The sequence below is a fragment of the Bradyrhizobium sp. USDA 4541 genome (genome assembly GCF_024171085.1).
GTDB classification, from domain to species: Bacteria; Pseudomonadota; Alphaproteobacteria; order Rhizobiales; family Xanthobacteraceae; genus Bradyrhizobium; species Bradyrhizobium australafricanum.
Window position 1 is genome coordinate 5,502,133 of the sequence record NZ_JALJZF010000001.1, and the last position, 18,425, is coordinate 5,520,557.

Consider the following 18,425-nt stretch of genomic DNA (forward strand, 5'->3'; position numbering starts at 1 on the left):
CGCAACAAACCACTTCGGGCAGAACCATCGGCCGAGGTGGCGGCTCAGGTCGCTCTTCTAGCTAAGGTGTTGTTCACAAACAGCTTTCGAGGCTGTCTGTCGGAAGGCGAACAAAGTCCGGGAATCAGGTTAGGCGGACCGAGTTTCCAAAAGATTAAGCAACCGTTGCGTAGTCCTCCGGGGTTTATCGCGAATGCCGGAGATTCGGGGTTGTGGGATTGTGCGATGCACAATATTCGTTGACTCTATTGTGCGATGCGATATGGCTATCGGCGTCAGGGGGCCGGGAGCTTCCCGGCAATGGGAATTTGCGCCTTCAAGTCTGGGAAAAGGAATTCCATCCATGGTCAAGATCGAAGACATTCAGAACTACGGCAAAGAGCATTTCGAGTCGGTCACCGCGTCGGCGAACAACCTGCAGAGCGGCGTTCAGGCCATCGCCACCGCCTATGGCGACTATGCCAAGAAGTCCTTTGAGGACACCAAGTCGTTCGTCGAGAAGCTGTCGGGCGTGAAGTCGCTGGACAAGGCGCTCGAGGCGCAGACCGAGTACCTGCGCTCGTCCTACGAGACCTTCGTTGCGGAATCGCAGAAGATCGCCGGCCTGTACAGCGACTGCGCCAAGCAGACCTTCAAGCCCTATGAGGGTCTGGTCTCCAAGTTCGCGCCCGCTGCTCAGTAAGCGCAGCGGACCAAGACAAGCGAAAAGCCCGGCTGTTTGGCCGGGCTTTTTTGCTGTGCCTGAAGCGGGGACTATTTGGCCAGCCGCAGCTTGCTGAGGGCGGTTCCGATCGTGTTGAACGTCGTCAGGATCTGGGTCGAGCTGGTCAGCATGAAGAATTTGTCGGGCGTGCTGGCGCAATTCTTCAGGACGGTCGAGGTCGGATCGGCGGGCGAGTGCGTGTTCACTTGGATCGTGTAGATCGTGTACAGCGGCTGGCCGCTGGAGTCCTTCGCGGCCTGCAGATTCTGGCACAGCAGGGCCTGCCTGGCGTCGATCGGGTTGCCGGAGGCCTGCGTGCGGCCGTCGCCGTATTCGGGCCAGCGGTCCTCGGTGTTCAGACCGTCGGACAAGAGAATGATGACCCGGTTGTAGGTGGTGTTGGAGTCCTCCGCCGGCGTGTTCAACGGGCCGCCCACCAGTAGCGACTGCCATGCCCACGCCAGGCCGACCGCCTGGTTGGTGCCGCCGGTCGGCTGCATCGCGTTGACCGCATTTTTGAGCGCGGTCCAGTTGTAGCTCAACGGAATGATCGGCTCGAGCTGCGGCGAGGAGTTGCTGCTGCAGTAGGAGTAGCCGTTCTCAAAGAGCTCGTTGGCCGGGAAAAGCGTGGTGACGTCGGATGACGCCGGCAGCACGCCGGTCGCATCATTCGGCTGGGTGCGGTCGGCGATGCAGCCCGTCCAGTTGCCGATCGGGTTGGTGGACGCTTGCCGCCAGTCGTTTTTCACGGTGGGGATCTGGTTGGTCGAGGTCCATTGATTGTTGGTCCATCCGACGACGGCGCTGACCCGGGGCTGGCCCTGATTGTCGGCCGTGTCGTTGGGGCCGGGCTGCGTCCAGTCGTGGGTATACAGCTTGCCGGTGCATTGATAGACGCCGCCGGAGGTGCCGCAACTGCAGCCGGAGACATCGTTACCCGACGAATTCTTCGGACAGCTGCACGACGTCGAGCCGCTGCAGAACACGCCGGTGCCGACCTGCGTGCTCACCCAGCAGCCATTGTAGCGCGTGTAGGAGTTCGCATCGACGCTGGGGCAGATGTAGCCTGAATAGGTCCCGCTCGAGGGGATGTAGTTCGCGCTGCCCGTATTTGTCGGGCTCTTCTGGCAGGTGAAGCCGCCGTTGTTGTTGGTCCACGGGCATCGCGCACCGGGTCCGACCGCGTGCCAGTTCATCGGCAGGCTTGCCTGCATGGTGCCGTTGGCGGGCTGCGTGGTCGGGGGATTGAGCCAGTCGGTCCAGTCGATCCAGCTCTGACCGACATTGCTGGTGCCGACATTGACGACCTTCTCGAACGGAATGACGGAGATATAGACGTCACCATTGTTCTTGCTCAGCGCGCTGAGCTGGTCGATCAACCCGCCGGTTCCGGCCACCGCGTTGCGCAGCGCGGTGATCTTGTTGTCGTCCGACATCGATCCCGTGTTGTCGAGGGCGAGGGCGACGCGCATCTTGACGTTGCCCCAGGTGGTGGTCGTCGAGCTCTTGAACCCCAGCGTCGGAAAACCGGCCAGCTGCATGAAATCGGATTTGATGTGGCCGGATCCGCCCAGCAGGATGGTGGCCGCCGCGCTCGAGGTCGGGGTGGTGTAGTTCGCCGTGACGGAAATGCCCTGGCCGTCCTTATTGGTGTAAAGCGCGGTGAAATAGGTCTGCGCCTTGCTCGGGATATCCGCAGCCGTGATGTTGCCCATGGTCAGATCCTTGGACAGCATCAGCGCGGTCGAATCGAGGGCTGCCTGCATCGCGGAGCGGGCGTTGTTGGCGCGGGTATAGTCGATCGCGGCTCCCACGAAAGCGAGGAGCGGCAGCATTGCGAAGGTGAAGATCACCGCGACATTGCCGTTATTTGCCCTGGAAAACCGGCGAGCAACCGCGCAGACGCGATCGGAAATGGCTGAACCAAGCATGGCACTCTCGTCGAAATGGATTGCGGTGGCATCTCGACCGGCGCCGCTAAACAGATGGTGAATCGGGCGCGGGAAACCCGGCAGGGCGGCGCGGGGGAGGCTCAAAAGCCGGGCAAAAGCGCTCGCTATCCTCAATGGCGTCTAAATTGGCCGCCCGACTCCTTTGTCAAATCGGGCAGAAATGATTAACCTTCCGAGGGTTGCCGCGCCCGGAATCGGACCGGTGGGCCGCGCCGGGTCTGCGCTTGCGGCTGGGCCTCGCGAGGCCCATATTCGGGAAGTCGATCCGGCCGCCGGATCGGACCGGGAGCGGCAATCTGGAAAGCATTGCTGGGGGTTCCGCGATCAGTCTTGCGGCAATCGCGACCACCATCCAATTGCCATCCGGTTTCCCGCCATCCGGTTTCCCTTGGGGAATTCGAACGCCTGAGCCATGTTGCGATCCACGTTGACAGTCCCGATTTCCGAGCCGGTTTCGTCGATGCCGGCGGTGGCCGCCGCGCCGGCGCCGAAAATGAACAATGATGACAACCGCAATGGGACGGGCAACGGCCCGTCGACCTCGGTCATCACCAAGGTCAAGCCGAAGACCAAGCGTCCGAACCTGTACCGAGTCCTGATCCTGAACGACGACTACACGCCGATGGAGTTCGTCGTTCACGTGCTGGAACGATTCTTCAACAAGGACGCCGAGGCGGCGACCAAGATCATGCTGCACGTTCATCATCACGGGATCGGCGAGTGCGGCGTTTTTACCTACGAGATCGCCGAGACCAAGGTGACGCAAGTCATGGACTTCGCGCGCAAGCACCAGCATCCACTGCAGTGCGTGATGGAAAAGAAATAGGTCGCTGGAACGACTGACCCGCCGCGAGGCGCGGAACGGGTCTTGCATCGCGGATTTTGATGGTGAACGGCGTTCCCGTACGATCACGGGCGTCGCCGCGCGACGCCCCGATGCCCCGAATTTAGAAGAAAACCATCATCGCGGGACCGGTCTTTCGCCACGATCCGTCGTAACTATATCAAAGGCGATCACGAAGGTTGTTATTGCCTGACCCGGTAATGGCGATCATGATGGCAGGGGGCCATAGAGGACGCGAATGCCAACTTTTTCCCAAAGCCTTGAACAGTCGCTGCACCGTGCATTGGCGATCGCAAACGAGCGTCACCATCAATACGCGACGCTCGAACATCTGCTGCTGTCGCTGATCGATGACTCGGATGCGGCGGCTGTGATGCGGGCCTGCAGCGTCGATCTCGACAAGCTCAGGACCAGCCTCGTTAATTATCTCGAGACCGAATTCGAAAACCTGGTGACTGACGGCGCCGATGACGCGAAGCCGACCGCCGGGTTCCAGCGCGTGATCCAGCGCGCGGTGATTCACGTCCAGTCGTCCGGTCGCGAGGAAGTGACCGGCGCCAACGTCCTGATCGCGATCTTCGCCGAGCGCGAGAGCCACGCCGCGTACTTCCTGCAGGAGCAGGACATGACGCGCTACGACGCCGTCAACTACATCAGCCACGGCATCGCCAAGCGGCCCGGCGTGTCCGAGGCGCGGCCGGTGCGCGGCGTCGACGAGGAAACCGAGACCAAGGGCAACGAGGACGCCAAGAAGAAGGGCGAGGCGCTCGAGACCTATTGCGTCAACCTCAACAAGAAGGCGCGCGACGGCAAGATCGATCCGGTGATCGGCCGCAATGCCGAGATCAATCGTGCGATCCAGGTGCTGTGCCGCCGCCAGAAGAACAACCCGCTGTTCGTCGGCGAAGCCGGCGTCGGCAAGACCGCGATTGCCGAAGGCCTCGCCAAGCGCATCGTCGACAGCGATGTGCCGGAAGTGCTGGCGGCCGCGACCGTGTTCTCGCTCGACATGGGCACGCTGCTTGCGGGCACGCGCTATCGCGGTGATTTCGAGGAGCGGCTCAAGCAGGTCCTGAAGGAGCTGGAGGCGCATCCGAACGCCATCCTGTTCATCGACGAGATCCACACCGTGATCGGCGCCGGCGCCACCTCCGGCGGCGCGATGGATGCGTCCAATCTGCTGAAGCCCGCGCTGGCTTCGGGCACGATCCGCTGCATGGGCTCGACCACCTACAAGGAATACCGTCAGCACTTCGAGAAGGACCGCGCGCTGGTGCGGCGCTTCCAGAAGATCGACGTCAACGAGCCGACGGTGGAAGACGCAATCGCGATCCTCAAGGGCCTGAAGCCCTATTTCGAGGATTACCATCGGCTGAAATACACCAACGAGGCGATCGAGGCGGCGGTGCAGCTGTCGTCGCGCTACATCCACGACCGCAAGCTGCCCGACAAGGCGATCGATGTGATCGACGAGTCCGGCGCGGCGCAGATGCTGGTCGCCGAGAGCAAGCGCAAGAAGACGATCGGCATTAAGGAGATCGAGACCACGATCGCGACCATGGCGCGGATCCCGCCGAAGAGCGTGTCGAAGGACGATGCCGAGGTGCTGAAGCATCTCGAGCAGACCCTGAAGCGCACGGTGTTCGGCCAGGACAAGGCGATCGAGTCGCTGGCGGCGTCGATCAAGCTGGCGCGAGCCGGCCTGCGCGAGCCGGAGAAGCCGATCGGCAGCTACTTGTTCTCGGGTCCGACCGGCGTCGGCAAGACCGAGGTGGCCAAGCAACTGGCGGCGTCGCTCGGTGTCGAGCTGCTGCGCTTCGACATGTCCGAATACATGGAGCGGCACACCGTGTCGCGCCTGATCGGCGCACCTCCCGGCTATGTCGGTTTCGACCAGGGCGGCCTGCTCACCGATGGCGTGGACCAGCATCCGCATTGCGTCGTGCTGCTCGACGAAATCGAGAAGGCGCACCCGGATCTCTACAACGTGCTGCTGCAGATCATGGATCATGGCCGGCTCACCGACCACAACGGCAAGCAGGTCAACTTCCGCAACGTGATCCTGATCATGACCACGAATGCCGGCGCGGCCGATCTTGCGCGGCAGGCCTTCGGCTTCACCCGCTCGAAGCGGGAAGGCGACGATCACGAAGCGATCAATCGCCAGTTCGCGCCGGAGTTCCGCAACCGGCTGGATGCGATCGTCTCGTTCTCGCACCTCAATGCCGAGGTGATCGGCATGGTGGTCGAGAAGTTCGTGCTGCAGCTCGAGGCGCAACTCGCCGACCGCGACGTCACGATCGAGCTGTCCGAGCCTGCAAAGGCCTGGCTGATCGAGCACGGCTATGACGAGCAGATGGGCGCACGTCCGATGGCGCGCATCATCCAGGAGCACATCAAGAAGCCGCTCGCGGATGAGGTGCTGTTCGGTCAGCTCAAGGGCGGCGGACACGTCCGCGTCATCCTGGTCAAGGACGAGGCGACCGCCAAGGACAAGATCGGCTTCGAATATGTCGAGGGCCCGGTCACGCCGAAGCCCGAGAACCTGCCGCCGCGCAAGCGCAAGCCGCCGAAGGGCGGTCCCAACGGCGGCGGAGGCGGCACCAAGGGGCCGGCCTCAAAGGGACCGATGGTCAAGGTCTGAGGCGCGAGCGAACAACCAAACGAAAAGGCCGGCTGAACAGCCGGCCTTTTTGTTTCTGGCGGTGGGAGGCGCGTCTCCGCGCCGTCACTCGCCCTTCAGCCGCTGGCCCTCCTGGACCCGCACCCGGTCGGCGCCGCGGCTGCCGGCCGAGGACAGCCGGAGTGTGCTGAGCACAGCTCCCACGACGGCAAAGCCGACGCCGACCATCAGCGAGATCCGGGTGCCGTCAGCCGGATAGCGAGCCAGCAGCAGCGCCACCAAAGCGGCGCCGATGGTCTGTCCGAGCAGGCGCGCGGTCCCTAACATGCCGCTGGCGCCGCCCGAGCGCTCGCGCGGGGCGGCGGCGATCATGGTGCGGTTGTTCGGGGTCTGGAACAGGCCGAAGCCGGCGCCGGCCAGCGCCATGCGCCAGATCACGTCGACCGGCGTCGCGTTGGCCGGCATCAGGGCCAGCGTGCCCAATCCCGTCGCGAACAGCAGCAGGCCGATGCCGCCGAGCAGGCCGGCCGGATAGCGTTCCACCAGCCAGCCCGCGAGCGGGGCGGCGAACGCGACCGCGATCGGCCAAGGCGTGATCAACAGGCCGATCTGAACCGCCGAATATCCGAAATGATTTTCCAGATAGAACGGCATCGCGACAAAGGCCAGCATCTGGCCGCAGAACGAGGCGATCGAGGTGCCGATCGAGAGCGCGAAGATCGGAATCCGCAGCAGGTCGACGGGCAGCAGCGGCGAGGGCAGATGCTGCTGCCGCCGGTACAGCAAATGCGAGGCGACCGCGGCGACCGCGAACTCCAATGCGCAGAGATACAGCGACCCGCCATGGCCGGCGCTATCGATCGCGCTGATGCCGAACCCGAACGCGATGGCGCTCATCGCGGCGCTCTGCCAGTCGAAGGCGTGAACCGCCGGCCTGGTGTGCGGCAGGAAGCGCCAGCCCAGCGCCAGCGTGACGATGCCGAGCGGGACGTTGATGGCGAACAGATACGGCCAGGTCCCGACCGCCAGGATGAACGAGGCGATGGTGGGACCGACCGCGGCCGAGATCGCGACCACCAGCGCGTTGACGCCGATGCCGCGGCCGAGCAGCGAATGCGGATAGATGAAGCGGACCAGCGCGGTGTTGACGCTGAGGATTCCGGCAGCGCCAAACCCCTGCAGGATGCGGGCGACTGTCAGCAGCGGCAGCGTGTGCGACAGCGCGCAGAACAGCGAGGCCAGCGTGAACAGCAACAGCCCCGCCAGATAGACGCGGCGATAGCCGATGATTTCGCCGAGTGAGGCCAGCGGCAGCAGCGAGATCGTGATCGCCAATTGATAGCCGTTGACGATCCAGATCGAGAACGCGGGGCTGGCGTTCAGATCCCGGGCAATGGTCGGCAGCGCAACGTTGGCGATCGAGCCGTCGACGACGGCCATCACGAGGCCGAGCGCGATCGTGAGAACGGCCCAATTGCGCTGCGGCTGCGGCAGCCCGTCGGGATGCTCTGTCATCGCGGACGACATGTCGTGGAGGGGCTCTCGGTTCCGGCGTTGCGGGGATTACCGCATGCTGGATTAGCCCGGCCTTTGCAACCCCGAATGCCGGATGCCGGCCGCGACGGAAACGAAGGCTCCGAGCCGAGGCGGCTCAGCCCTGGCCGAGCAATTCGTTGATGCGCCGCTGTAGCTGCCGCTTCTTGATCTCGCTGCGGCGGACCCGCTCGTCGAGATCGCTGACCGGCGTGTCGGAGGTCATGATCCGGAAGGCGAGGCCGACCTTGTTGGCCTGGCGCCAGATCAGGCGGGCCAGGAACGAGCGGCCCTTGCGTGCGACGCTGAGATTCATCTCTTCGGGCAAGTGCGCGGCATCGCTAAATTCAACGCAGGCACCGCCTTCGCTGATGTTGCGGACGACGCAATCCATCGTCGAGCCGCGTTCATTGATCTCCGCAACCGCACCATAGAACACCTTCTCGCGTACGTTCTGGCGCCGGTCCTGCATGGGAAATCCTCCAAATGAACGGCACGACTGTACCGGTCCGCCCCAGCGAAAAGAAGGGCGCCGGGGAACCCGTTGCAGTTAGTGTAAATATTTGCATCCGTGAGGGCGTGGATTCCCGGCTATTTTGCGCCGCAAGAGACCTATGGCTTCCCTCGAAAAAGCTTTAGTTCGGCAGCCGGCTTTGCCGCCAGTCGCGCGGCGACAGGCCGTAATGGTCACGGAACACGCGGCCGAAATGCGAGAGATCGTTAAAGCCCCAGGCGAATGCAATCTCGCCGATGTGGCGATGCGCGTGCGCCTGCGAGGCGAGGTCGCGCTTGCAGCGCTCCAGCCGCTGCGCCAGCACGAAGCGCTGGAACGAGGTGTCCTCGTCGGCCAAAAGGCTGTTGACGTAGCGCGGCGAGATGCCGAGCGCGGCGGCGGTCTCGGCGAGGTTGAGCTCGGGGTTCGGCAGATGCGCAAGCACATGCGCCTTCAGCCGGTAGAGCAGCGCGGAGCGGTGGGTCGAGGCGGGCAGCGCGGCGCCGCCGAGCCGCTCGCTTATTGCCATCGCGAGCAGGTCGGCGGCCTGGTCGGCGAGGCGGATCGCGTTGTCAGGATCGAGCTTGTCGGCGATCTCGGAGAGCCCCGCGATGAACTGCCAGGCGAGCCGCTGCACGGGACGATCCGATGTGAACGTGGTCGCAGTTAAGCCCTGGGTGCCGGCGAAGCGCCGGTGCAGGATGGCGCGCGGCACCTGGAAGATGGTCTGCGTGAAGTCGGCGTTGAAGCGCAATTCATAGGGCCGGGTGGTATCGTAGAATGCGAACTCGCCCGGTTGGATCACGGTCTCGCGGCCGTCCTGCAGCACGGCGCCCGCGCCACTCCGGCCGAGGGCGAACAGAACAAAATCCTCGCTGGCGCGTGCGATCCGCGACGGCGTACGCAGCACCCGTTGCCGGCTCGACGAGACAAGGGAGCATTTCACCGCGCCCAGCTGCGCGCTGGTGATGGCGCCGTGGAAGGCGGTGCCGAGATCGGACTTGCAGTCGAGCTGCACGAACACGTCGCAGACGATGTCCTGCCAGAGCGCAAGGCGCCGATGGGTGGGCGCGTCTTCCGTGGTGAACAGGGCCGGCATGATCTCCTCCCTTCACGAGTGCAAACGCTGGCCACGCAAACAAAGCAAGCTTCATACCTGGGACGGCCGGGGAATCTCCTCCGCAGTCGAATTTTCCTTCCGTCCTGGTCGAACGGCGTGCCCGGTCCCGGGGCAGCATGATGTCAGAGGCCGCCATGGCCGATCAAGCACGAACCGGCCGCAAGCGTCGGCCGCGAGGAGGACATCATGGGCATCGAACATCCGAAATACCGCGTTGCGGTGGTGCAGGCCGCACCTGCCTGGCTCGACCTCGACGCCTCCATCGCCAAGTCCATCGCGCTGATCGAGGAGGCCGCCGCCAAAGGGGCGAAGCTGATCGCGTTTCCCGAGGCCTTCATCCCCGGCTATCCCTGGTACATCTGGCTGGACTCGCCGGCTTGGGCGATCGGGCGCGGCTTCGTGCAGCGCTATTTCGACAACTCGCTGAGCTACGACAGCCCGCAGGCCGAGAAGCTGCGGCTCGCGGTCAAGAAGGCCGGCATGACCGCGGTGCTCGGCCTGTCCGAGCGCGACGGCGGCAGCCTCTACCTCGCGCAATGGCTGATCGGACCCGACGGCGAGACCATCGCGAAGCGGCGCAAGCTGCGGCCGACCCATGCCGAGCGCACCGTCTATGGCGAAGGCGACGGCAGCGATCTTGCGGTGCATGACCGTCCCGGCATCGGCCGGCTCGGCGCGCTGTGCTGCTGGGAGCATCTGCAGCCGCTGTCGAAATACGCGATGTACGCCCAGAACGAGCAGGTCCATGTCGCGGCCTGGCCGAGCTTCTCGCTGTATGATCCGTTCGCGCCGGCGCTCGGCTGGGAGGTCAACAACGCGGCCTCGCGGGTCTATGCGGTCGAAGGCTCGTGCTTCGTGCTGGCGCCCTGCGCCACGGTCTCGCAGGCGATGGTCGACGAGATGTGCGACCGCGACGACAAGCACGCGCTGCTGCATGTCGGCGGCGGACATGCCGCGATCTACGGGCCGGACGGCAGCTCGATCGCCGAGAAGCTGCCGCCCGAGCAGGAGGGCCTGCTGCTCGCCGATATCGATCTCGGCGCGATCGGGATCGCCAAGAACGCCGCCGATCCGGCCGGGCACTATTCGCGCCCCGATGTCACGCGTCTGCTGCTGAACAAGAAGCCCTCGAAGCGCGTCGAGCATTTCGCGCTGCCGCTCGACAGCCTTGAGGAGATCGACGCGGCCGCGAGCTGAAAGCACGACATCCAACGGGAGGCGACTGCCATGGAATCCGCCATTCCATCCCATTTGCAGACAGTCCGATCGCGTCATCGGCGTGTGCCCGACGATTACGCGCCGCCTTATCCATCCTTCGTCGCGCGCCACAAGCCTGCGGTCACGCGCGTGATCATGGCCTATTTCGGCGTGCAATATCGCGGTGAGCGGAGCGCGGCGGCGACCGACGCGCTGGCGCAGATCGCCACGCGCTTTGCCAGAGAAAACAGTCCGACGCATTGGGACCGCGCGCAATATGTCGACCAGGCCGGCTTCACCAACGTCGTCTCGGTCGCCTATTGGGACGACGCCGGGCGTTTCGACGCCTGGTTCGACGGCGCGCGCGAGGCCTGGACCGGCAGCGGCGCCAGCGACGGCGTCGGCCGCTTCATCGAGGTGCTGCGGCCGCATGTTGCGCGCTACGAGACGCTGTTCTCGTCGCTGGGCCGTCCGGAGGGTGTCGCGGTGCTCGCCGACGGCATGAGCGGAGAGGTGCAGGAGCATGCTTATTGGGGCGGCATGCGCGACCGTATCCCGCTGTCGCAGACCGACGCGATGACGCCGGGCGGCGAGCCGCGCGTGATCCGCGACGGCGCACGCATCCGTGTGGTCGCGCATGACAATCTCTGCCTGATCCGTTCCGGACAGGATTGGAGCGATACCGAGGCAGCGGAACGCAAGATGTATCTCGACGATGTCGAGCCGGTGCTGCGCGAGGGCATGGATTTCCTGCGCGACGACGGTGTGCCGATCGGCTGCTATGCCAACCGCTATATGCGCGTTGTCGATGCGGAGGGCAGGCCGACCGAAAAGTCCTACGGCCAGAGCTGGTGGAAGAGCCTTGCGGCACTCGAGCGCTGGGCGGAATCGCACCCGACCCATGTCAGGATTTTTGGCGCGGCGATGAAGTATCTCTCGACCTTGGGGCCGAACGCCAAGCTCAGGCTGTATCACGAGGTCACGGTGGCAGGCGCCGACGAGCAGTTCTTCGAATATCTCGGCTGCCATGAACGGACCGGCATGCTCACCGCCGTACAGGTCGCCCGAGCGACGACACCTTGAGTTGGCAAAGTGCTCGTATCTAGCGCCGAGCCTTACGCAACGCGCTCGCGCAGGCCCTTGGCGACTTCCTTCTGCGCGTCGAACTCGCGGCGCAGGCGGGCCAGCTCCTCGGCGCTGAGCGCATCGGCGTTGCTGTAGTCGCGCTTCCAGGAAGCATCCTCGCTCCAGCGCAGCGGTGACTGCACGGTGGTCTGCGGACCGGGCGCCTGCTCAAGCACGCGCAGCGCCAGCTCCAGCGTGAACGCCTGCGAGGCGACGTCCTGCGGCTTGCCGGCGGAATTGCCGAGCGGGAAATCGGAGAACAGGAAACGCGGCACCGCGGCATGCTCGACGATATCCTTGGCGCAGCCCATCACGACCGTGGAAATCCCGTTGGCCTCGAGATGCCGCGCCACCAGGCTGACGGTCTGGTGGCAGACCGGGCAGTTCGGCACCAGCACCGCGGCGTCGACCTTGTCGTCACGGCAACGCTTGAGGATTTCGGGCGCGTCGGTCTCGATGGTGACGCGGTGGCTGCGGTTGGTCGGGGCGCCGAAGAAGCGCGGCGCGACGTCGCCGATCGTGCCGGCCGCGGCGAGGCGCTTCAGTTGTGCCAGCGGGAACCAGGTGCCGTTGTCGGTCGCCGTGGTGTGGGTGCGGTCATAGGCGATGTGCGAAATCCGCAGATCGTGCTGCTTTGACGTGTCGCCGTCATAGACCGCATAGAACTTGGCCCCGCCGTTGTATTTCGCGCCGGGACCCTGGTCGCCCCGTGCCGGATCGAACGGCGCCGCGGTCGTGATGATGGCGACCCGGGACTGGTTCAGCGGCTTCTTCAGGGGCTGGAACGGGGCGGAGGTGTAATGCGCCCAGCGGTAGGGGGTGGTGTAGCCGATAGCCGCGTAATAATCGCGGGTTCGCTTCATATAGCCGATCGGGGCGTCGTCATCGGGGGCAAAGCCGAGTTGATCGTCGGATGCTGCGGCCATTTGCGCTCCCTTTTGCGCGCCATCATTTCAGTCCATAGCTAGACCACGAGCTTGCGGTGTCAAGCCGCGCCCGCACGGGAACAGAATTGCCATGCGAACCGGTCGTTGCGCCGCATTGGTCATGCTTGTGCTGCTGGTGCCGCCGGCCCGCGTCGGCGCGGAGGACGCTCCGGCCGCGGCCCCGGCGCCGCCGCCTGGCGCCGAGCAGCCGGCAGCGCCGCCCCCGGACAAGCCCGCTGAGCAGCCCGCGGCCGCGCCGGCGGAGCCGCCTGCGCCACCGCCGGGAGAGCAGGCCGCACCATCGGCCGACAAACCTGCCGCGTCCCCGGCGGATACGCCCGCAGCGCCGGCCGAGAAGCCCGCGGCGGCGACCGACAAGCCCGCTGACGATGTGCGCGAGAGCGACACCCGCGAGGCGATGTGCCTGATGATCGAGTCGGCGGCGCGGGCCAACGATCTGCCGCTCGAATTCTTCGCGCGCGTGATCTGGCAGGAGAGCCGCTTCCAGGCCGATGCGGTTGGTCCGATGACGCGCAACGGCCAGCGCGCGCAGGGCATCGCGCAATTCATGCCGGGCACGGCAAACGAGCGCGGGTTGCTCGATCCGTTCAATCCGGTGCAGGCGCTGCCGAAGTCGGCCGAATTCCTCAGCGAGCTGCGCAACCAGTTCGGCAATCTCGGCCTCGCGGCCGCGGCCTACAATGCCGGCCCGCGCCGGATCCAGGATTGGCTCGCCGGCTCCGGCTACATGCCGCAGGAGACGCGCAATTACGTCTCCGCGATCACCGGCTCCAGCGTCGACGACTGGGCCGCTGCCGGGCGCAACGGCAAGATGCCGCAGCGCGCGCCGACCACGAGCTGCCGCGAGCTGATGGCGCTGCTCAAGCGCGCGCCGAATCCGTTCGTCGCTGGGCTCGAGCAGCACATCACGCTGTCGGCCGCCAAGGTCTGGGGCGTGCAGCTTGCCGCCGGCTTCAGCCGCGACAAGGCGCTCGCGATGTATGCCCGCGCCATCAAGCGCCTTGCCAACGTGATCGGCGATCAGGATCCGAGTTTGCTGAGCTCACGGCTTCGCACCCGCGGCAGCGCGACCTTCTACCAGGTGCGCATCGGCGCCGACACGCGTCCCGAGGCCGACGGCCTGTGCAACCGCATCCGCAAGGCGGGCGGGGCGTGCTTCGTGCTGAAGAACAGGGCGTGATTGCGTGGATCGGTAGCCCGGATGAAGCGAAGCGCAATCCGGGACAGCTCTCGCCGGTTGCAAGAGCGGCCCCGGATTTCGCTGGCGCTTCATCCGGGCTACCAAGGCGCATACCCGCCCTGTGCCGTCTCTTGCTTGACCCTGCGTTGTCAGCGCCCTAAGCCGCCGCGATTGCAAACCATCCGGTTCCCCGTGGCGCTTCCTCCGCTCGATTCTCCGCAATGGCACACCTCGTTCCGCGCCTTCCTGTGGGGCGCACGGTCGATCGGCGCGACCGTGCTGACCCTGGTGCTGTTTGCGACCTATCTCGGCATCGGCGCGCTGGCGCATGATTCCGGCTTCTCGCTGGGCTGGACCCTGGCGAGCACGGCGTTCGTCTGGGCTGGCCCTGCGCAGATCATCGTGATCACGACACTCGGCTCCGGCGCCACCGTGCTGCAATCGGCGATCGCGGTCACCGTCAGCGCGATCCGCCTGTTTCCGATGGTGGTGTCGGTGTTGCCGATGATGCGGACCGAACAGACCAAGCGCCGGCATCTGATCCTGGTGGCGCATCTCACCGCCGTGACGCTGTGGGTCGAATGCTTCCGCTTCCTGCCGCAGGTGCCGCGCAACCGGCGGATCGCCTTCATCCACGGGCTCGGCTGCGGGCTGGTCACGGTCTGCCTGATCGCCAACACGATCGGCTACATGCTCGCGGCCAACCTCACGCCGCTGTTCGCCGCCGGCATGCTGATGCTGACGCCGCTCGCCTTCCTGTTCTCCACGGCGCGCAACTGCCGCGAGCTCGCCGATGTCATCGCGCTGGTGCTCGGCCTATTGCTGTTCCCGCTGGCGGCGATGCTGAACAGCGGCGTCGACATCCTGGTCAGCGGCGTCGTCGCCGGCACCATCGCCTATGCCGTGCACCGCGCGAGGGCAGGCATCGTCGGGGCGCGCGCATGAGCGGTTTCATCGGCGAATGGCACGCGCTGGCGATCCTGTTCGTCGCGGGCGTCATCCCCAACCAGATCTGGCGCATGCTCGGCCTGTGGTTCGGCGGCGGCATCGACGAGAATTCCGAGCTCTTGGTCTGGGTGAGGGCGGTCGCCACCGCGATCCTCGCCGGAATCATCGCGCAGATCGTGGTGCAGCCGCCGGGCGCGCTCGCCAGCGTGCCGGACTGGCTGCGTTACGGCGCCGTCGCCGCGGGCTTTGTCGTGTTCATGCTGGCGAGGAAATCGATCTTCGCGGGCGTGATCGCGGGCGAAGTCGTCATGATCGCGGGCAAATACTGGCTCGGCTGATTGCGGCGTCCGCATTATCCGCTAGTCTCGCTCCCCAAGAACAAGACAACGGGGAAACGGCATGCAGCGGCGCGCATCATCGCTATTCATTGTTGCTCTGACGGCGTTGCTGGCGGCGACGCTGCCGGCGCGTGCCGCGGATTATCCGACGCGACCGATCAAGCTCGTGGTGCCCTATGCCGCGGGCGGGCCGACCGACGTGCTCGGCCGCATCGTCGGCGAATATCTCGGGCGCGATCTCAAACAGGTGGTCGTGGTCGAGAACAAGGCCGGTGCGCAGGGCGCGATCGGCGCCGAGGCCGTGGCGCGCTCCGATCCCGACGGCTACACGCTGTTCGTGACGGCCGCCTCGATCTTCGTGCTCAATCCGATGCTCTACAAGAAGCTGCCCTACGATCCGGCCAGGGATTTTCGCCTGCTGTCCGTCATCACGGACGCGCCGATGATCATGGAGGTGCACCCGTCGGTGCCGGCGAGGACGATCGCGGAGTTCGTCGCTTACGCGAAGAAGAATCCCGGAAAACTCAATTTCGGATCGGCGGGCACCGGCGGCACGGTTCATCTCGCCGGCGAGATGTTCAAGCAGATGGCCGGCGTCGAGATGACCCACGTGCCGTACAAGGGCGCAGGACCCGCGCTGACCGATCTGCTGTCCGGCAACATCCAGCTGATGTTCGACACGCTCGGCACCGCGCTGCCGCCGGTCAAATCGGGCATGCTGCGGCCGCTCGGCGTCAGCTCGACGGAGCGCATCCCCGATTTGCCCGATCTGCCGACGATCGCCGAGAGCGGCTATCCCGATTATGCGGTCAGCGTCTGGTATGGTATCGCAGCGCCGTCGAGGGTGCCTGACGACATCGCCGACAAGATCAAGGCGAGCCTCGACCGGGCCTTGAACGACGAAGCGTTCCGCGCTTCGCTGCTCAAGATCGGTTTCCCGCCGCTGCGCGCGAAGAGCCAGGCCGAGATCGACGAGTTCTTGAATACCGATCGCGCGCGATGGGCGGGCGTGATCAAGGCGCTGAACATATCGCTGGATTGAGACATGGTACGTGAAATGGAACTGCGCCAGGGCGAGGTGGCCGTCGACATGCCGACGGCGCGCGATGCCGGGCTGGTCTTCATCGGCCGCATCCGCACGCCCTGGACCTCGCGGCTGGCGACGCCCCGGCAGGGGCGCCATGACGGCCCGGTGTGCCGGCTCGAGATTTTCGAGCCCTGGGTCGCCGCGATCAAGGGCGTCGATTTCTATTCAAATCTCGAGGTGCTGTACTGGCTGCACCAGTCGCGCCGCGACATCGTGCTGCAAAGCCCGAAGAACAACGGCAACACCCGCGGCACCTTCTCGCTGCGCTCGCCGGTGCGCCCCAATCCGATCGGCACCGCGATCGTCAAGCTGGTCGGCGTCGAGCGCAACGTCATTTTGGTGCGCGGCCTCGACTGCCTCGACGAAACGCCGCTGATCGACGTCAAGCCCGACCGTTGCGAGTTCACCCCGCTCGCCCCGCCGCAGGCCGGGGACTTCGAGACGGAGTAGAATCTCTCAACCGTCTCCGGGGCGATGCGAAGCATCGAACCCGGAATCTCGAGATTCCGAGTTCGCGCTCCGCACGCCCCGGAATGACAGCGGTGGGATTACTTCAACGCTGCGCTCAGCTTCGCCGCGCTCGCCTCCAGCACCTTGCCATCTTCCTTGTGGCTCGCAGGCGGCAGCAGTGCGACGCCGTCCTTGCGTGGCATGACGTGCATGTGCAGATGGAAGACGACCTGGCCACCGGCCGGCTCGTTGAATTGCTGCACCGTGATGCCGTCGGCTTCGAACGCCTTCATCGCGGCGGCGGCGATCTTGTGCGAGGCGCGCGCGACATGGGCGTAGTCGTCGGGCTTGATGTCGAGGATGTTGCGGGCAGGGGCCTTCGGGATCACGAGCGTGTGCCCCGGCGAGCGCGGCATGATGTCGAGGAACGCGAACACGTGCTCGTCCTCATAGACCTTGTAGCAGGGCAGCTCGCCGCGCAGGATCTTCGCGAAGATGTTGTTGTTGTCGTAGGCGGCGGGCATGGCGGCGGCTCCTCGATGATGCTGATTTATTGCCTAGCTGGCGGCGGAGACGTCAAGCGTCGTCGTCGACCGTCTTGCGGAACGGGCCGGCCTCGGTGAGCTCGCGGCCGACCTCGGCGACATAGTCGCGCTCGCGCTTGAGGTAATCGGCGATCGCACGGCGCAGCCCGGGATCGGCGATGAAATGCGCCGAATAGGTGGTCTGCGGCAGGTAGCCGCGCGCCAGCTTGTGCTCGCCCTGCGCGCCGGCCTCGACCACCTTGAGCCCGCGCTGAACCGCGAAATCGATCGCCTGGTAGTAGCAGACCTCGAAATGCAGAAACGGGTGGTGCTCGATGGCGCCCCAGTTGCGGCCGAACAGCGTGTCCGAGCCGATGAAGTTGATCGCGCCTGCGATCCAGCGGCCGTTGCGCTTGGCCATCACCAGCAGCACGTCCCGGCTCATGGTCTCGCCGATCAGCGAGAAGAATTCTCGGGTCAGATACGGCCGGCCCCATTTGCGCGAGCCGGTCTCCATGTAAAATTCGAAGAACGCATCCCAGGCGTCCTCGGTGATGTCTGAGCCGGTCAGCCAGTGGATGGTGATCCCGGCGGCGACCGCCTCGCGGCGCTCGCGCTTGATGCCCTTGCGATGGCGGGAGTTCAGCGAACCGAGAAAGTCGTCGAAGGTCTTGTAGCCCTGATTGTGCCAGTGGAACTGCTGGTCGGTCCGCTGCAGGAAACCGTGGGCGCCGAGGAACCTGGCCTCGTCCTCGCGGGCGAACGTCACATGCACGGAGGACGCCTCGGTGGCGTTGCAGAGCGCCCGCAGGCCCCGCGCCAGCGCCGAGCCGATCACCTCGCGGTCGACGCCGTCGCGGATCAACAGCCGCGGCCCGGTCGCGGGCGTGAAGGGGACCGACACCTGAAGCTTCGGGTAATAGCTGCCGCCGGCGCGGTGGTAGGCCTCGGCCCAGCCGCGGTCGAACACGTATTCGCCCTGCGAGTGCGATTTCAGATAGCAGGGCACGACGCCGACGATCCGGCCATCGAGCTTCGCGATCAGATGCCGCGGGCCCCAGCCGGTCCGCGGGCAGGCCGACTTGGAGGCTTCGGCGGCGGCAAAAAAGGCGTGGGAAACGAATGGGTTATAGCTCGAACTTGCGGCGGTCTGGCAATCGTTTGCGGAACCGGGCGAGGCAAGCGTGTCGAGGTGATGGATGCCGTCCGCATCCGCCTTGGGATTGGCGCAGGCGTCCCATTCGGCGGCCGGAATGCCGCCGATGTCAGCTACAGCTTCTAGGGTGATTTCAGAAGACGCCATCGAGAATGAAGACCGGTGCCTCGTTTGAGCATGATCTTTCCGGAACAGCTGGCTCCAC

General features: G+C 65.3%; 18 protein-coding genes. 10 read left to right on the forward strand and 8 right to left on the reverse strand.

Features of this window, described 5'->3' with window-relative positions:
• The first annotated feature begins 343 nt into the window (after nt 1-343).
• Entirely contained in the window at nt 344-682 is a 339-nt protein-coding gene (locus J2R80_RS26055) for a phasin family protein (RefSeq protein WP_016844841.1), read from the forward strand.
• Between the two features lie 71 nt (nt 683-753).
• Here the strand turns inward: J2R80_RS26055 and J2R80_RS26060 are convergent, their stop codons facing one another.
• Nucleotides 754-2,634, reverse strand: coding sequence for a pilus assembly protein (locus J2R80_RS26060; RefSeq protein WP_057020815.1), 1,881 nt, complete (start codon nt 2,632-2,634; stop codon nt 754-756).
• A gap of 345 nt (nt 2,635-2,979) precedes the next feature.
• Nucleotides 2,980-3,156 carry a hypothetical protein gene (locus tag J2R80_RS26065; RefSeq protein ID WP_156436563.1) on the reverse strand — a complete coding sequence of 59 codons (177 nt, stop codon included), beginning with the start codon at nt 3,154-3,156 and terminating at the stop codon, nt 2,980-2,982.
• Between J2R80_RS26065 and clpS the strand changes: the two genes are divergently transcribed.
• Both clpS and clpA read left to right on the forward strand, forming a co-directional pair.
• Entirely contained in the window at nt 3,149-3,481 is a 333-nt protein-coding gene (gene clpS / locus J2R80_RS26070; RefSeq protein WP_038385792.1) for an ATP-dependent Clp protease adapter ClpS, read from the forward strand. The genes J2R80_RS26065 and clpS overlap by 8 nt on opposite strands.
• Before the next feature lie 256 nt (nt 3,482-3,737).
• Complete coding sequence (gene clpA, locus J2R80_RS26075) at nt 3,738-6,143, forward strand: ATP-dependent Clp protease ATP-binding subunit ClpA (protein ID WP_076834521.1); 2,406 nt, start codon at nt 3,738-3,740, stop codon at nt 6,141-6,143.
• An 84-nt stretch (nt 6,144-6,227) separates the two neighbouring features.
• Here the strand turns inward: clpA and J2R80_RS26080 are convergent, their stop codons facing one another.
• From J2R80_RS26080 to J2R80_RS26090, 3 genes are all read right to left on the reverse strand, one after another.
• Nucleotides 6,228-7,649, reverse strand: a complete 1,422-nt coding sequence (locus tag J2R80_RS26080; protein WP_253639696.1) for an MFS transporter — start codon at nt 7,647-7,649, stop codon at nt 6,228-6,230.
• Nucleotides 7,650-7,773: 124 nt separating this feature from the next.
• Nucleotides 7,774-8,127 (reverse strand): PilZ domain-containing protein, encoded by a 354-nt coding sequence (locus J2R80_RS26085; RefSeq protein WP_076834516.1) that lies wholly within the window; start codon nt 8,125-8,127, stop codon nt 7,774-7,776.
• Between the two features lie 163 nt (nt 8,128-8,290).
• Nucleotides 8,291-9,247 carry a helix-turn-helix domain-containing protein gene (locus J2R80_RS26090; protein WP_253639697.1) on the reverse strand — a complete coding sequence of 319 codons (957 nt, stop codon included), beginning with the start codon at nt 9,245-9,247 and terminating at the stop codon, nt 8,291-8,293.
• 207 nt (nt 9,248-9,454) lie between these two features.
• On the opposite strand from J2R80_RS26090, the gene J2R80_RS26095 reads away from it, so the two are divergent.
• On the forward strand, nt 9,455-10,465 hold the full coding sequence (locus tag J2R80_RS26095) for a carbon-nitrogen hydrolase family protein (RefSeq protein ID WP_076834510.1): 1,011 nt from the start codon (nt 9,455-9,457) through the stop codon (nt 10,463-10,465).
• Between the two features lie 30 nt (nt 10,466-10,495).
• Nucleotides 10,496-11,548, forward strand: a complete 1,053-nt coding sequence (locus tag J2R80_RS26100) for a phenylacetaldoxime dehydratase family protein (RefSeq protein ID WP_253639698.1) — start codon at nt 10,496-10,498, stop codon at nt 11,546-11,548.
• A 32-nt stretch (nt 11,549-11,580) separates the two neighbouring features.
• Here the strand turns inward: J2R80_RS26100 and J2R80_RS26105 are convergent, their stop codons facing one another.
• Complete coding sequence (locus J2R80_RS26105; RefSeq protein WP_038385790.1) at nt 11,581-12,516, reverse strand: glycine/sarcosine/betaine reductase selenoprotein B family protein; 936 nt, start codon at nt 12,514-12,516, stop codon at nt 11,581-11,583.
• A 91-nt stretch (nt 12,517-12,607) separates the two neighbouring features.
• On the opposite strand from J2R80_RS26105, the gene J2R80_RS26110 reads away from it, so the two are divergent.
• The 5 genes from J2R80_RS26110 to tsaA all read left to right on the forward strand — a co-directional run bounded on the left by J2R80_RS26110 (nt 12,608) and on the right by tsaA (nt 16,540).
• A complete protein-coding gene (locus tag J2R80_RS26110; protein WP_253639699.1) occupies nt 12,608-13,717 on the forward strand; it encodes a lytic transglycosylase domain-containing protein in 1,110 nt (369 codons plus the stop codon).
• A 192-nt stretch (nt 13,718-13,909) separates the two neighbouring features.
• Entirely contained in the window at nt 13,910-14,662 is a 753-nt protein-coding gene (locus J2R80_RS26115) for an AzlC family ABC transporter permease (RefSeq protein ID WP_028336401.1), read from the forward strand.
• Entirely contained in the window at nt 14,659-15,003 is a 345-nt protein-coding gene (locus J2R80_RS26120) for an AzlD domain-containing protein (protein ID WP_141342748.1), read from the forward strand. Before J2R80_RS26115 ends, J2R80_RS26120 begins: the two co-directional genes overlap by 4 nt.
• Before the next feature lie 61 nt (nt 15,004-15,064).
• Nucleotides 15,065-16,045 (forward strand): tripartite tricarboxylate transporter substrate binding protein, encoded by a 981-nt coding sequence (locus J2R80_RS26125; RefSeq protein ID WP_253639700.1) that lies wholly within the window; start codon nt 15,065-15,067, stop codon nt 16,043-16,045.
• 3 nt (nt 16,046-16,048) lie between these two features.
• The gene (tsaA, locus tag J2R80_RS26130) at nt 16,049-16,540 is read left to right on the forward strand and encodes a tRNA (N6-threonylcarbamoyladenosine(37)-N6)-methyltransferase TrmO (protein ID WP_076834498.1); all 492 of its coding nucleotides are present in this window, start codon (nt 16,049-16,051) and stop codon (nt 16,538-16,540) included.
• A 98-nt stretch (nt 16,541-16,638) separates the two neighbouring features.
• Here tsaA and J2R80_RS26135 read toward each other — a convergent pair whose 3' ends face one another.
• Both J2R80_RS26135 and J2R80_RS26140 read right to left on the reverse strand, forming a co-directional pair.
• Nucleotides 16,639-17,064 carry an HIT family protein gene (locus tag J2R80_RS26135; protein WP_253639701.1) on the reverse strand — a complete coding sequence of 142 codons (426 nt, stop codon included), beginning with the start codon at nt 17,062-17,064 and terminating at the stop codon, nt 16,639-16,641.
• A gap of 52 nt (nt 17,065-17,116) precedes the next feature.
• Nucleotides 17,117-18,367, reverse strand: coding sequence for a GNAT family N-acetyltransferase (locus tag J2R80_RS26140; RefSeq protein ID WP_253639702.1), 1,251 nt, complete (start codon nt 18,365-18,367; stop codon nt 17,117-17,119).
• Nucleotides 18,368-18,425 lie beyond the last annotated feature (58 nt).